The organism is Pseudomonas rustica (genome assembly GCF_018336155.1).
GTDB classification, from domain to species: domain Bacteria; phylum Pseudomonadota; class Gammaproteobacteria; order Pseudomonadales; family Pseudomonadaceae; genus Aquipseudomonas; species Aquipseudomonas rustica.
In genome coordinates, this window is the sequence record NZ_JAGYHF010000007.1 from 199,367 (window position 1) to 212,507 (window position 13,141).

General features: G+C 60.2%; 13 protein-coding genes. 8 read left to right on the top strand and 5 right to left on the bottom strand.

The annotated features are described in order from the left end of the window. Positions 1 to 3 precede the first annotated feature (3 nt). Positions 4 to 1,170: an MFS transporter gene (locus tag KFS80_RS15485; RefSeq protein ID WP_212545239.1), complete on the top strand. Its 1,167-nt coding sequence runs from the start codon at positions 4 to 6 to the stop codon at positions 1,168 to 1,170. On the opposite strand, the gene yiaY is transcribed toward KFS80_RS15485, so the two are convergent. After that, positions 1,167 to 2,315 (bottom strand): L-threonine dehydrogenase, encoded by a 1,149-nt coding sequence (yiaY, locus tag KFS80_RS15490; protein WP_212545240.1) that lies wholly within the window; start codon positions 2,313 to 2,315, stop codon positions 1,167 to 1,169. The two genes, KFS80_RS15485 and yiaY, sit on opposite strands and share 4 nt — an antisense overlap. Before the next feature lie 156 nt (positions 2,316 to 2,471). Between yiaY and KFS80_RS15495 the strand changes: the two genes are divergently transcribed. Then, positions 2,472 to 3,491: a DUF4917 family protein gene (locus KFS80_RS15495; protein WP_212545241.1), complete on the top strand. Its 1,020-nt coding sequence runs from the start codon at positions 2,472 to 2,474 to the stop codon at positions 3,489 to 3,491. Between the two features lie 111 nt (positions 3,492 to 3,602). Here KFS80_RS15495 and KFS80_RS15500 read toward each other — a convergent pair whose 3' ends face one another. After that, positions 3,603 to 4,145, bottom strand: a complete 543-nt coding sequence (locus KFS80_RS15500; protein ID WP_008076856.1) for a helix-turn-helix domain-containing protein — start codon at positions 4,143 to 4,145, stop codon at positions 3,603 to 3,605. A 106-nt stretch (positions 4,146 to 4,251) separates the two neighbouring features. Here KFS80_RS15500 and KFS80_RS15505 point away from each other — a divergent pair, with 106 nt between their 5' ends. Together KFS80_RS15505 and KFS80_RS15510 are read left to right on the top strand one after the other, a co-directional pair. Then, positions 4,252 to 5,034 carry an aldolase gene (locus KFS80_RS15505; protein WP_116254492.1) on the top strand — a complete coding sequence of 261 codons (783 nt, stop codon included), beginning with the start codon at positions 4,252 to 4,254 and terminating at the stop codon, positions 5,032 to 5,034. 23 nt (positions 5,035 to 5,057) lie between these two features. Next, positions 5,058 to 5,939: a dihydrodipicolinate synthase family protein gene (locus KFS80_RS15510; RefSeq protein WP_212545242.1), complete on the top strand. Its 882-nt coding sequence runs from the start codon at positions 5,058 to 5,060 to the stop codon at positions 5,937 to 5,939. Between the two features lie 305 nt (positions 5,940 to 6,244). Here KFS80_RS15510 and KFS80_RS15515 read toward each other — a convergent pair whose 3' ends face one another. Continuing rightward, positions 6,245 to 6,589: a YegP family protein gene (locus tag KFS80_RS15515; RefSeq protein WP_159815797.1), complete on the bottom strand. Its 345-nt coding sequence runs from the start codon at positions 6,587 to 6,589 to the stop codon at positions 6,245 to 6,247. Between the two features lie 157 nt (positions 6,590 to 6,746). Between KFS80_RS15515 and KFS80_RS15520 the strand changes: the two genes are divergently transcribed. From KFS80_RS15520 to KFS80_RS15530, 3 genes are all read left to right on the top strand, one after another. Beyond that, positions 6,747 to 7,283, top strand: coding sequence for an RNA polymerase sigma factor (locus tag KFS80_RS15520; protein WP_159815796.1), 537 nt, complete (start codon positions 6,747 to 6,749; stop codon positions 7,281 to 7,283). Continuing rightward, complete coding sequence (locus tag KFS80_RS15525; protein WP_212545243.1) at positions 7,280 to 8,239, top strand: FecR family protein; 960 nt, start codon at positions 7,280 to 7,282, stop codon at positions 8,237 to 8,239. Before KFS80_RS15520 ends, KFS80_RS15525 begins: the two co-directional genes overlap by 4 nt. A 123-nt stretch (positions 8,240 to 8,362) precedes the next feature. Next, positions 8,363 to 10,921: a TonB-dependent receptor gene (locus KFS80_RS15530; RefSeq protein WP_212545244.1), complete on the top strand. Its 2,559-nt coding sequence runs from the start codon at positions 8,363 to 8,365 to the stop codon at positions 10,919 to 10,921. 115 nt (positions 10,922 to 11,036) lie between these two features. Here KFS80_RS15530 and KFS80_RS15535 read toward each other — a convergent pair whose 3' ends face one another. Both KFS80_RS15535 and KFS80_RS15540 read right to left on the bottom strand, forming a co-directional pair. Further along, on the bottom strand, positions 11,037 to 11,342 hold the full coding sequence (locus KFS80_RS15535) for a ribbon-helix-helix domain-containing protein (protein ID WP_212545245.1): 306 nt from the start codon (positions 11,340 to 11,342) through the stop codon (positions 11,037 to 11,039). A 13-nt stretch (positions 11,343 to 11,355) separates the two neighbouring features. After that, positions 11,356 to 11,937: a DJ-1/PfpI family protein gene (locus KFS80_RS15540; RefSeq protein WP_159815792.1), complete on the bottom strand. Its 582-nt coding sequence runs from the start codon at positions 11,935 to 11,937 to the stop codon at positions 11,356 to 11,358. 269 nt (positions 11,938 to 12,206) lie between these two features. Between KFS80_RS15540 and KFS80_RS15545 the strand changes: the two genes are divergently transcribed. After that, a complete protein-coding gene (locus KFS80_RS15545) occupies positions 12,207 to 13,097 on the top strand; it encodes a DMT family transporter (protein ID WP_212545246.1) in 891 nt (296 codons plus the stop codon). The last annotated feature ends 44 nt before the right edge of the window (positions 13,098 to 13,141 follow it).

Below are 13,141 nucleotides of genomic sequence, written 5' to 3' on the forward strand. Positions count from 1 at the left end.
ATCATGAACGCCAGCGTCACTCTCCTGATCACCTGTAGCACGGTTTTTCTCGCCCAGTTGGGCATGAGTATTTATTTGCCGGCGCTGCCGGAAATCGCCCGCTATCTGGCGGCGGATCCTGCGCAGGTGTCGTGGGGCTTGTCGCTGTACCTGATCGGCCTGGCGCTGCCGATGTTGTTCTGGGGCAGTCTGGCCCAGCGCATCGGCCGCAAACCGGTGTTGCTGGCGGCGCTGGCGATTTACGGCCTGGCCAATCTGGCCTTGCCGCTGGGTTCGACGCTTGAGTGGTTTTTGCTGCTGCGACTGCTGCAAGGCATCGGTGCCAGCGGTATTTCGGTGATGGCGCGGGTGCTGATCCGCGACAGCTTTCGCGGCGATCTGCTGGCCAAGGCGTTGTCGTGGATTTCGATCTCGTTCGTAGTGGCGCTGGGCATCGGCCAATACCTGGGCTCGATCATCGAGGTGACGCTGGGCTGGCAGGCGATTTTCTACCTGCTCGGCGTGGTCTGCCTGGTGATGGCGCTGATCGTCTCGCGGGTGGCGTTCCCTGCTGTCGCTGACGAACCGGCCAGCGCTTCGTCATGGTCGGCTTATCGGCTGATTCTGCTGCATCGGGCATTTCTTTTGCCGGCGCTGGCCGGTGGTTTGGGCTACGGCGTGATCATCGCCTTCAACACCGCAGCGCCGCTGGTTTTGCAGGGGCCGTTCGCCTGGTCGACGGTGGATTACGGCTTGCTCGGCTGGCCAATCAGCGCGGCGTATTTTCTGGGTGCGCTGGCGGTCAATCACTTCGTGTTGCGCACCGGTCAGGCGTGGCTGATGACCGTTGGCGTCGGTCTGGTGCTGGCCGGTAGCGGCGTGATGTTGCTGGGCAGTCTGGCGGCCAGTTCCATCGCGCTACTGTTTTGGCTGCCGTATTGCGTGGCGGTGTTCGGGCAGTCGTTGAACTACCCGATCAGCCTGTCACGCGCCAACGATGGCGCGCCGATTGCCGGTGCTTATGCGATGGCGCTGAGTGGATTCATTCATCAATTGATGGCGGCGATCATTGGCGCGATGGCCAGTCTGATCGCCAGTCCACAGGCTTGGCCGTTATCGCTGCTGTGCACGTTGCTGGCCGTCGGCGCGATGCTCTGCGTGAAGTTCGCGCCGGGGGATGGCAAGCGTTAGAAGGCGTTGCGGAAGATTTCCTCGATTTGCCGTTGATCCGCCGCGCGCGGGTTGGTAATGCCGCAGGCGTCTTTCAGTGCATTGGTGGCGAGGATCGGGATGTTGCTGAGTTTGGCGCCGAGTTCGCGCAGACCGCTCGGGATGTCGACGTCTTTGGCCAAGGTGCGGATCGCGGTGATCGCCGCTTGCGCGCCCTCCTCGGCGCTGAAACCACGAATGTCAGCACCCATGGCGTGGGCGACATCGGTCAGGCGATCGGCGCAGACCAGCGCGTTGAATGTCTGCACATGCGGCAGCAGCACGGCGTTGCACACCCCGTGGGGCAAGTCGTAGAAACCGCCCAACTGATGCGCCATCGCATGCACGTAACCGAGCGAGGCATTGTTGAACGCCATGCCGGCGAGGAACTGCGCGTAAGCCATGTTCTCCCGCGCGGCGAGGTCGCTGCCGTCGCGCACGGCCAAGCGCAAATTGTTGCTGATCAGGGTCATCGCCTTCAACGCGCAGGCGTCGGTGATCGGGTTGGCGGCGGTCGAAACGTAAGCCTCGATGGCGTGGGTCAATGCGTCCATGCCGGTGGCGGCGGTCAGGCTTTTGGGCATGGCGACCATCAGTTCCGGGTCGTTGACCGACAGCAGCGGCGTGACATTGCGGTCGACGATGGCCATTTTCACGTGACGCGATTCGTCGGTGATGATGCAGAAACGGGTCATCTCGCTGGCAGTGCCGGCGGTGGTGTTGATCGCGATCAGCGGCAGTTGTGGCTTGCTCGATTGATCAACACCTTCGTAATCACCGATTTCCCCGCCGTTGGTCGCACACAGGGCAATGCCTTTGGCGCAGTCGTGGGGCGAACCACCGCCCAGCGACACGACGAAATCGCAGCGGGTTTCCTTGAGCAAACCCAGCCCGGATTCGACGTTGGCGATGCTCGGGTTCGGTTTGGCGCCGTCGAAAATCACCGAATCGATGTCCTGCATGGCCAGCTTCTCGGCGACCATCGTCGCCACGCCGGCCTTGGCCAGCCCCGTGTCGGTGACGATCAGCGCTTTGCGAAAACCGTAGTTGCGGATCGCGACCATGGCTTCGTCGAGGCAGCCGTTGCCCATGATGTTTACCGCCGGAATGAAAAAGGTGCTGGTCATGCGCGCGTCTCCTGACAGGGGCCGAATCGACTGCTCCGATTCAGCGGATAAGCACAGCATCGACCGATCGGTCAGCGCCGATGTTGATCTGGCTCAATGCCCGCTCGTGATAAAGTCGCCGCCCATCAGCCCCTATGTTTTGAGACCGCCTACGCAATGACCGATTTTCTGGATGTTGACGCCAGCCTTGAAGACTGGAACACCCTGCGCGCCGCGACCGAGTTCAACGGCCTGCTGGTGGGCAATGGCGCCAGCCGCGCGGTGTGGGACGATTTCGGCTACGACTCGCTGTTCGAAAACGCCCGCACCGTGGAGGAGAAACCGCTGAGTGCGTCGGAACTGGCGGTGTTCGACGCTATGCAGACGCGCAGTTTCGAGCAGGTGCTCGGCGCGCTGAAAACCACCAGCCGGGTCAACAAGGCGCTGGCCGTCAGCTCCGCCGCCCCGCGCAATCGCTACTACGCCATCAAAGAAGCGCTGATCAACACGGTGCACGCCGTGCACATTCCGTGGCGCCTGGTGAAAGCCTCGACGCTGGCGACGCTGAATGAAGAACTGGCGCGCTATCGCACGGTGTTCACCACCAATTACGACTTGCTCAACTACTGGGCGCTGCAACACCAAAGCGATGCCATCGACGACCTGTTCAACGGCGCCAACGCGAGTTTCGATCTGGCCGAAAGCGCCACTGACAAACCGCGTCTGCTGTACCTGCACGGTGGCCTGCACCTGGTGCGCAATCAGGACGGCACCGCGCGCAAACTGACCTCGACCGAGGGCACGCTGCTCGGCAGCTTCGCGATCAACAATACGATCAAGACGCTGGATGACGTGCCGCTGTTCATCACCGAAGGGCCGAGTGCGGACAAGCTCAAAACCATTCGCAGTTCGGATTATCTGTCGTTCTGTTATGAGCAATTGCTCGAGCATGGCGGCGGTTTGTGTATCTTTGGCCACGCGTTGGCCGAGCAGGATGCGCACATTGTGCGGGCGCTGCGTTTGGCGAAACCGAAGAATGTGGCGATCTCGATCTATCCGCGCAGTGCGGCGTTTGTGCAGCACCAGAAGCGGCACTACGCGCAGGTGTTTGAGGGGACGGGGGTTGAGTTGCGGTTTTTTGATGCGAAGACGCATGCGTTGGGCAGTCCGAAATTGTCGGTACCGGTCGAGGTTTGAAGCAAGATCAAAAGATCGCAGCCTTCGGCAGCTCCTACAGTTGCAATGCGTTCCCCTGTAGGAGCTGCCGAAGGCTCGGGCCGCGTTCGGACGATCTTTTGATTTCAGGGTTCATTCCTCAGCGCTGTGCACCACCACCAGCAACTGCGCCTGCACCTCCCCTACCGACCGGATCCGGTGCGGTTTCTGTGCATTGAAGTGCAGCGCATCGCCGCGTTGCAGCAGCACTTTCTCGTTCATGAAATCCACTTCAACTTGCCCTTCGTGAACGAACAAAAACTCCTCGCCCAGATGCTCCTTGAAGGTCTTGTCGCTGAATTCGCTCGGCGGATAGATGATGAACGGCAGCAAATTGCGCTCGCTGACCTGATGCGCCAGCACCGCATAACCCGGGCTCTGATCATTCGCCGCCAGTGACTGCCGCTCGTGGCTGCGCACCAGGCTGTAGCTGTCGAGGCTGACGTTGTCTTCCGAGAACAATTCCTCGACCTTCACGTTCAGCGCTTTCGCCAGTTTCAACGCGGCGGCAATCGACGGGGTGTTCAACCCGCGCTCGACTTTCGACAGATAACTCTTGGTCATGCCGGATTTTTCGGCCAATGCCTCAAGGGTTACGCCAAGTTTTTTTCTCAATAATTTCAAACGGATAGACATGCGCAGCGGTTATTCCATCAAGGAAGCGACGATTTGTGCTTGCCAATGACACTTTGTGTCATATAGCCTCTTTCGTGTCATTTGCAATCACCCAAAGGACACAGACATGGCCAAGACATTAGCACTACCCAAAGACCAACTGGTCAAGCAAGCGCTGACCCAGATGCAAAAAAGCCTCGCGGATAATACGTGGACAGACCGGCAAAAGCTGGCTTTGACTTGCCGGATTCTTTTCGAAAATGGTCACGACTCCGGCCTGGCCGGACAAATCACTGCCCGTGGCCCGCAGCCCGGCACCTATTACACTCAGCAACTGGGCCTGGGTTTCGACGAAATCACCGCGAGCAACCTGCTGCTGGTCAACGAGGATCTTGAGGTTCTCGAAGGTCACGGCATGGCTAACCCGGCCAACCGTTTCCACAGCTGGGTGTACCGCGCTCGTCCAGACGTGAACTGCATCATCCACACCCACCCGACGCACGTTGCCGCGCTGTCGATGCTGGAAGTGCCGCTGCAGATTTCGCACATGGATCTGTGCCCACTGTACGACGACTGCGCGTTTCTCGAAGGCTGGCCGGGCGTGCCGGTGGGCAATGAAGAAGGCGAGTTGATCGCCGGTGCGCTGGGCGACAAACGCGCGATTGTGCTTTCGCACCACGGTCAGCTGTCGACCGGCACGACGATTGAAGAGGCGTGTGTCATCGCCCAATTGATCGAACGCGCGGCGAAATTGCAGCTGCTGGCGATGGCGGCAGGCACGATCAAACCGATCATCCCCGCGCTGGGCCGCGAAGCCCATGACTGGATCGCCAAGCCAAAACGCCACGCCGCCGCCTTCAACTATTACGCTCGGCAGAACCTGCGCCAACACGCCGATTGCCTGAACTGAAACCTCATTACGGAGACGCTCCCATGTCCAACATTCACGGCATCATCGGCTACACCATCACCCCGTTCAGCGCCAATGGCGAAGGGCTGGATCTGCCAGCACTCGGCCAATCGATTGATCGCTTGATCGCCAGCGGCGTCCACGCCATCGCGCCATTGGGCAGCACTGGCGAAGGCGCTTACCTGAGCGATTCGGAGTGGGATCAAGTGGCTGAATTCAGTATCAAGCACGTGGCCAAACGTGTACCGACCATCGTCAGCGTGTCCGACCTGACCACCGCCAAAGCCGTGCGCCGCGCACGCTTCGCCGAAGCCCATGGCGCCGACGTGGTGATGGTGCTGCCGGCCTCGTACTGGAAACTCACCGAAGCGGAAATCCTCTCCCACTACCGCGCGATCGGCGAGAGCATCGGCGTGCCGATCATGCTCTACAACAACCCGGCCACCAGCGGCACCGACATGTCGGTCGATCTGATTCTGCGCATCGTCAATGCCGTGGAAAACGTGACCATGGTCAAGGAGAGCACCGGCGACATCCAGCGCATGCACAAACTGCAATTGCTCGGCGAAGGTCAGGTACCGTTTTACAACGGCTGCAATCCGCTGGCACTGGAAGCGTTCGCGGCCGGGGCGAAGGGCTGGTGCACGGCAGCGCCGAACCTGATTCCGCAGTTGAATCTGGATCTGTATGAAGCAGCGATGGCGGGCGATCTGGATCGCGCGCGGGATCTGTTTTATCGCCAGTTGCCGCTGCTGGACTTCATTCTGAGGGGCGGCTTGCCGGCGACGATCAAGGCCGGGTTACGCCAGACCGGGCTGGAAGTGGGTGATCCACGCCTGCCGGTATTTGCATTGAGCGCGGCAGGCCAGACCCAACTACAAACAATCCTGAAAACCCTGCGCTGATCCCCCGGCAATCAAACCTCCTGTAGGAGCTGCGGCACGCTGCGATCTTTTGATCTTGATTTTTACAAGTTCAAAATCAAAAGATCGCAGCGTGCCGCAGCTCCTACAGGGGATGTGTGCGACGGGCAAGAGCCAAATGCACAATCCTGAACGCCTGCGCTGATCTCCCGAAAAACGCAAAACCCAATGTGGGAGCGGGATTGCTCGCGAAGGCGGTGTGTCAGTCAACCAAGATGCTGACTGATCGACCGCATTCGCGAGCAAGCCCGCTCCCACAGGGGATTTTTGGTGGATTTGAAATGGGGTTATAGGACTGGCAGGGTTTTGTCCTTGATGGCTTTTGTCGGCCCGTTCGCCTTGACGCTGGCGATGCCTTTGTCGCACGCCGCATCCGATGAATACGCCTCGCTGCTGCCAATAATCTGATGGTTGGCCGCCTTGAGGTTGAAGTACGGATGGCCGTCCTTCGTCGATTTTTTTTCGTAACGGTCATCCAGCGCGCTGTTGGTTTGCACCGAGGCGATGCCGCCTTCGGCTGCCGCGCGAGTGGTGTACAACTCGCTGGTCAGGATCGTTTCGGCGTTCGCCGCTTTCAGGACGAACCTGAACTGGCCGTTGCTGCTTTTACTCAACTCGTACCATCCGGACATGTCGCTGCTCCTGTCGATTTGAACCCCCGAAAGTAAAGCCCGTTTCGCCGGTTTAGCCACTCTTCGATGACAGACGTGATCGCCAACATGACAAATGACAATAATTCTCGATATCATCCGGCGCTTTCTGCGCCCTGCTTCGTCAAGAAGGATATCCATGCCTCGCCTCACGCCCGATCCGCTGTCGGCCGATGCTTTTCGCCGGTTTTACGGGGACATCCTGCATTACCTGCGCAAGCGCACGGAAAATCCCAGTGACGCGGCGGACATGACTCAAGACGTGTTCACCCAATGGCTCGATTATCGCGACCGCGCCAAGGTTGAGCAGCCGCGTGCGTTTCTGTTTCAGATGGCGCGCAATCTGCTGCGCGATCACTGGCGCAAACAAAAGGTGCGGCACATCGTCCAGCCCCATCACGACAACGATGCCGAGCCGGTCAGCGATGAACATCACGAGCCGATGGCCGCCGCGCAACGCCAGCAACGCCTTGAGCAGCTGAAAGAAGTCCTCGCCGAACTCTCGCCACGTCGGCGCGAGGCCCTTATGCTGCACCGCTTCGAAGGCTTGAGTCAGGCGCAGATCGCCGAGCGCATGGGGATTTCCCTGAGCATGGTGGAGAAACACATCGCCTTCGCCCTGATGCATTGCAAGCAACGCCTGGATCACGACAACGGCACGGAGCAGCCAGCATGAACCACCCTTACGATTTCGACAGCGACCAGGCCGATAACAGCATCGACGCCCAGGCCGCCGCGTGGTTCACCCGCAACCGCCAGCCACAGGGTCGCACCGTGCGTCAGGCGTTCGAGCGCTGGCTGCGCGAACCGGAGCACGCCAAGGCCTATCGCTCCTTCGAAGAATTGTGGGCCGACCTCGGCGCCTTGCAGCAACTCAATCAACCGACGCCGATCCGCGCGCGCAAACCGAAGAGCGTCTGGCGCCCGGCATTCGCGGTCGCCGCCGCGCTGATCTGTGCCGTACTGGCCACGCATCTGGGCACGCCCCACGAGGTTTATCAGCAACAGATCACTGCTCAATCGAAAGGCATGCACACCGTCGAATTGCCGGACGGCAGCACGTTGTCGGTGAACGCCAACACGCAGTTGCGCATCGACTTCGACAGCCATCAACGGCGGATTTTTCTCGAGCGCGGCCAATTCTATGTGGAAGTCGCGCCGGACAAGGAACGGCCGATGTGGGTGCAGACGGGCGACGCCACGGTGCGCGTGGTCGGCACCGGTTTCGATGTGCGGCGCACCGATCAGCAATTGGTCGTCAGCGTCGCCCACGGTCAGGTTGCGTTCGCCCCGGACAAACGCGCACCGCTGCTGCTTGGTGCGCAACAGCAAGTGGCGGTCGATCTCGCCAGTGGCGACATGCAACAGCAAACGCTGGCAGTCAGTCAGGTCGCCGATTGGCGCACCGGGCATTTGTCGTTTCGCAATCGCGAACTGTCGAGTCTGGTCGATGAGTTGAATCAGTACCGGGCGAAACCGGTGCTGCTGGCGAATGCAAAACTGGGGCAGATCAAAGTCTCCGGCAACCTCGACGTCGAAGATCCCGACGCATTGATCAGCGCCCTTCCCGCGCTGATCCCGGTGAAAACCGTGGCCTTGGCCGACGGCCGGATCCGCATCGAAAATCGCTGAAACAACTTCACATGAGAATATTTTGCATTCGCATGTGAGGTTTTTTTTGCCTGCCGCGTCTTCCTCCGGGTCTGCGTTGCTGACGCAGGCCTTTTTGGCCTTTTCGCCGCCCTGGGGGATTCCATGTTTCGCGTGCTTTCGCCGTACCCGCTCACCTGCCTTCGACCAACCCTGCTCGCCGCCTGCCTGGCGTTCAGCGTGCAAGCCCAGGCCGAGGCCATCCGTCTGCAATTGCCGGCGCAGTCGATGGCGACCTCGCTGAGCCAGATCGCTCAGCAGGCGAAGATCCAGTTGCTGTTCGACGAAGCGCAATTGCGCAACCTCAAGGCGCCGGCCATCAACGGTGAATTCAGCGCGGAAGCGGCGATCCGCCAGTTGCTCGACAACAGCCAGTTCGGCCTGATCAAGGTCAATCAAACCTACGTGGTGCGCCCGGTGGAATCGGTCACCAGCAGCAGCGACAGCATTCAGCTCGACGCGTTGAGCGTGATCGGCACCGGTACTGAAGTCGACTCCAGCACCGTCGGCCGCTCGACCCTGACCCAGGCTGACATTGATCGCCATCAACCGAACAACATGCCTGCGCTGTTGGCGACATTGCCTGGCGTAAGCATGAGCGGCTCGATGAAACCGGGCGGCCAGAAGATCAATATCTGGGGCCTGGGCGAAGCCGAAGACGTTCCGCTGACCCTCGATGGCGCAACAAAAAGCGGCTTCGAGCGTTATCAGCAGGGGACGATTTTCATCGAACCGGAGCTGATCCGCAGCATCGAAGTGGAGAAAGGCCCGCACTCGCTGTTCACCGGCAACGGTGGTTTCGGCGGCACCGTGCACATGGAAACCAAAGACGCGCCGGACATGCTCCAGGAAGGCCGCAACAGCGGCGCGATGGTCAAATACGGTTACGCCAGCAACGACCATCAACAAACCTACAGCGGCGCAGTGTTCGGCCGCACCGACGATGGCCGCGCCGACGCGCTGGTGTACCTGACCAAACGCGACGGCGGCGACATGAAACTCGCCGACAACCTGCCGAATCCGGACAACTACTACCCGATCAACCCCAAGCGTTTGCCCAACAGTGCGCTGGATCTCGACGGCCAACTGGTCAAGGTCAACCTGCACCTGAACGACGAGCACAGCGCCGGGATGATGTACTCGCACTCGGAAAGCCAGCGCTGGACGCCGTTCTCTTCGGCGACCTACCCGAACCCGCCGACACCGGACAACATCAAAAAATACGGCTATGACGGTGCGCTGAAACGCTTCCTCGCCAATCGCGAAACCATCGACACTACGTGGTCGACGTACTACCAGTATCAGCCGCTGGATAACCGTCTGATCGACATGAAGTTGAGCTACTCGGAATCCGACACCGATCAGACCGACGAGCGCGACGCCACGGCGTTTTTCCAGGCCGCGTCTGGCGGACGCAAGATGGACACCGATTACAAGGATCGCATCGTCGAACTGCGCAACATCAGCCGCTTCGAAACCGGTTCGCTGGAACATGCCGTGACCAGCGGCGTGGAAATCCGCAAGCATGCGCGCAACACCGACATGTGGATGCCCGGCGCGACTTACGATGTGCCCAAGTACAACTTCGGCCACTTCCAGCCGTACTTCATGCCCAAGGGCAAGGTCGACACCAACAGCGTCTACCTGCAGGACGCGATCACCTATGGCGACTTCACCCTGACGCCTTCCGTGCGTTACGACCACGTGCGCAATCGCGGCGAGGCCAACGACGCGCCGTACTACAGCAGTCAGGATCCAGCGATCGGCCACGACTACAGCGACCGCACCTACACCGGTTGGTCACCGCGCCTGTCGGCGTTCTGGAAAATGACCCCGGACGTCGCATTCTTCGTCGACTACAGCAAAACCTGGCGCGCGCCGGTGCTCGATGAACAATATGAAGTGCAGGGTTTGGGCAGCCGCACCGCGACCAGCGTCGACCTCGATCCGGAACGCATCACCGGTTGGCGCGCGGGCAACATCAGCCACTTTTCCAACGTGTTCGCCGACCACGACAACGTGCAGATCCGCACCACGCTGTTCCGCAACAAGATCGACGACGAGATTTTCAAAGCCACCGGCATCGGTTGCCAGAATCAGTGGAACACGGGCGGCAGCATCGCCACCGACTGCAAAGGCTCGGGGCCGATGAGCAACTACCGCAACATCGGCGGGCTGACCATCAAGGGTTTCGAGGTCGAGAGTTTCTACGACTCGACCTACCTGTTCGGCTCGCTGTCGTACTCGTGGATGACCGGCAAACACGAAGGCGCTTACACCAATCCGTGGGGCCCGGACGTCTGGGCGCGGGACATTCCGCCGCCGAAATGGATCGCCGTCGTTGGCGTGAAGATTCCGAGCTGGGACGCGCAGGTTGGCTGGCAGGGCGAGTTCGTGCGCAAGACCGATCGCCTGCCGAGCGACCTGTATGGCCAGAGCAAAAACTCGCTGGGTGATGTTTACTACGATCACTACGACAACGACCGTTACAACGTTCAGGGCCTATTTGCCAACTGGAAACCGCAGCAGCCGTATCTGAAAGGCACCGAGGTCAATTTGACCGTCGATAACCTGTTCAACGAAAGCTACCGGCCGGCGTTGAGCGGGGACATGGCATACAGCCAGGGGCGTAATGCCAAGGTGAGTTTGAGGCGGTTTTTCTGATCCTGAATTTATAGCGCCTCTATTGGCCCCATCGCGAGCAGGCTCACTCCTACAGTTGGAATGAGTTTCTCCTGTAGGAGTGAGCCTGCTCGCGATGGCGTCACCCGGTTGTTACCTACTTCACCCCAGCCCGCACCACCGATAATTCCGGAACCGCCCCCCGCCGCTGACTCAAATACCGCGTACAACTCACCCGCAAGAACGACGCAAGATTCACCACCTCCCCGCGATAATCCATCACCTCTTCATACAGCTTGGCGATCAATTGGTTGGTAGTCATGCCGTCGACCTCGGCGATCTCGCTGAGGATGTCCCAGAACTGATTCTCCAGACGCAACGTCGTCACCACGCCGCAGATGCGCAGCGAGCGCGAGCGTGATTCGTAGAGAATCGGGTCGGCCTTGACGTAGAGCTCGCACATCGGCGAATCCTCGTTACAGGGTGATTTTAGTGCCGAGCAAGCCGAGGAAACCGGCCAGCCAGTTCGGGTGCGCCGGCCATGCCGGGGCTGTGGCCAGATTGCCTTGAACGTGGCCATCCGTCACGGCGATGTCGATGTACGTACCGCCCGCCAGTCGCACTTCCGGGGCGCAGGCCGGATAGGCGCTGCACTCGCGACCTTCGAGCACGCCGGCCGCTGCCAGCAACTGAGCACCGTGGCAGACGGCGGCGATCGGTTTGCCGGCCTTGTCGAAGGCGCGCACCAGGTCGAGGACTTTTTCGTTGAGACGCAGGTATTCCGGGGCCCGACCGCCGGGGATCAGCAGCGCGTCGTAATCGCCTTCGCTGACCTTGGCGAAGTCGAAGTTGAGGGCAAACAGGTGACCGGGTTTTTCGCTGTAAGTCTGGTCGCCTTCGAAGTCATGGATCGCAGTGCGTACGGTGCCGCCGGATGGCTTGTCCGGGCACACGGCGTGGACGGTGTGCCCGACCATCTGCAGGGCCTGAAACGGCACCATCACTTCGTAGTCTTCGACGTAATCGCCAACCAGCATCAGAATCTTTTTCGCGGCCATGGGGAGGACTCCTCTGGGAAATGCTTGGGAGTGTTCAAGGTAGACCTATTCGACAGTGACGGGTAACAACGGGCTACTACCGGGTTGACGCCATCGCGAGCAGGCTCACTCCTACAGGGGAACGCATTTCAAATGTAGGAGTGAGCCTGCTCGCGATGGCGCCGGCAAACTGTACGGATAAGTAAGTGCCTAGCTGTAACAGCCACAAGCCCCCGGTTTATGGCTTGATGAAGGTCATTCCCAACCTCCTACGATTCTGGTCTCCCCCAATGTCCTCGCGCGAAAACACCGGCATGGCCCTCGGCCTGCTCGGCGTGGTGATTTTCAGCCTCACCCTGCCCTTCACCCGCATCGTGGTGCAGGAACTGCATCCGCTGCTCAACGGCTTGGGTCGCGCGTTGTTCGCGGCGATTCCGGCGGCGATGCTGTTGTTGTGGCGCCGCGAAAAGTGGCCAACGTGGCAGCAAGTCAAAGGCCTGAGCCTGGTGATCGCCGGAGTAATTCTCGGTTTTCCGGTGTTGTCGGCGTGGGCTATGCAAACGCTGCCGGCGTCGCACGGGGCATTGGTCAACGGTTTGCAGCCGCTGTGCGTGGCGCTGTATGCCGCGTGGTTGTCCCACGAACGTCCGTCAAAAGCCTTCTGGGCCTGCGCCGCATTGGGCAGTGCGTTGGTGCTCGGTTATGCGTTGTACACCGGGGCTGGGAGTATTCAGGCGGGGGATTTGCTGATGCTCGGCGCGATTGCCGTGGGTGGTCTGGGTTATGCCGAGGGCGGCCGATTGGCCAAGGAGATGGGCGGCTGGCAGGTGATCTGCTGGGCGCTGGTGCTGTCGACACCGTTGTTGATCGGGCCGGTGGTTTACTTGGCGCTGCAACATCACGGCGCGGTGTCGGCCAAGGCTTGGTGGGCGTTTGGCTATGTTGCGCTGTTTTCGCAGTTTCTTGGATTCTTTGCCTGGTACGCCGGGCTGGCGATGGGCGGGATCGCTCGGGTCAGTCAGATCCAGTTGTTGCAGATCTTCTTCACCATCGCGTTTTCGGCGCTGTTCTTTGGCGAGCATGTCGAGCCGATTACCTGGGTGTTTGCGTGTGGTGTCATCGCAACGGTCATGCTCGGCCGCAAAACCACGGTGCAACCGGCCCGCATTGCCACCGTATGAACGGTTGAACGGTTGAACGGTTGAACGGTTGAACGGTTGAACGG

What these genes read in the sequence shown, in the direction of transcription:
- KFS80_RS15535 (WP_212545245.1), bottom strand. Translation starts at nt 11,342, where the DNA reads ATGTGCGAGCTCTACGTCAAGGCCGACCCGATTCTCTACGAATCACGC.
- yiaY (WP_212545240.1), bottom strand. Translation starts at nt 2,315, where the DNA reads ATGACCAGCACCTTTTTCATTCCGGCGGTAAACATCATGGGCAACGGC.
- KFS80_RS15520 (WP_159815796.1), top strand. Translation starts at nt 6,747, where the DNA reads ATGCCTCGCCTCACGCCCGATCCGCTGTCGGCCGATGCTTTTCGCCGG.
- KFS80_RS15485 (WP_212545239.1), top strand. Translation starts at nt 4, where the DNA reads ATGAACGCCAGCGTCACTCTCCTGATCACCTGTAGCACGGTTTTTCTC.
- KFS80_RS15540 (WP_159815792.1), bottom strand. Translation starts at nt 11,937, where the DNA reads ATGGCCGCGAAAAAGATTCTGATGCTGGTTGGCGATTACGTCGAAGAC.
- KFS80_RS15500 (WP_008076856.1), bottom strand. Translation starts at nt 4,145, where the DNA reads ATGTCTATCCGTTTGAAATTATTGAGAAAAAAACTTGGCGTAACCCTT.
- KFS80_RS15525 (WP_212545243.1), top strand. Translation starts at nt 7,280, where the DNA reads ATGAACCACCCTTACGATTTCGACAGCGACCAGGCCGATAACAGCATC.
- KFS80_RS15505 (WP_116254492.1), top strand. Translation starts at nt 4,252, where the DNA reads ATGGCCAAGACATTAGCACTACCCAAAGACCAACTGGTCAAGCAAGCG.
- KFS80_RS15510 (WP_212545242.1), top strand. Translation starts at nt 5,058, where the DNA reads ATGTCCAACATTCACGGCATCATCGGCTACACCATCACCCCGTTCAGC.
- KFS80_RS15545 (WP_212545246.1), top strand. Translation starts at nt 12,207, where the DNA reads ATGTCCTCGCGCGAAAACACCGGCATGGCCCTCGGCCTGCTCGGCGTG.
- KFS80_RS15515 (WP_159815797.1), bottom strand. Translation starts at nt 6,589, where the DNA reads ATGTCCGGATGGTACGAGTTGAGTAAAAGCAGCAACGGCCAGTTCAGG.
- KFS80_RS15530 (WP_212545244.1), top strand. Translation starts at nt 8,363, where the DNA reads ATGTTTCGCGTGCTTTCGCCGTACCCGCTCACCTGCCTTCGACCAACC.
- KFS80_RS15495 (WP_212545241.1), top strand. Translation starts at nt 2,472, where the DNA reads ATGACCGATTTTCTGGATGTTGACGCCAGCCTTGAAGACTGGAACACC.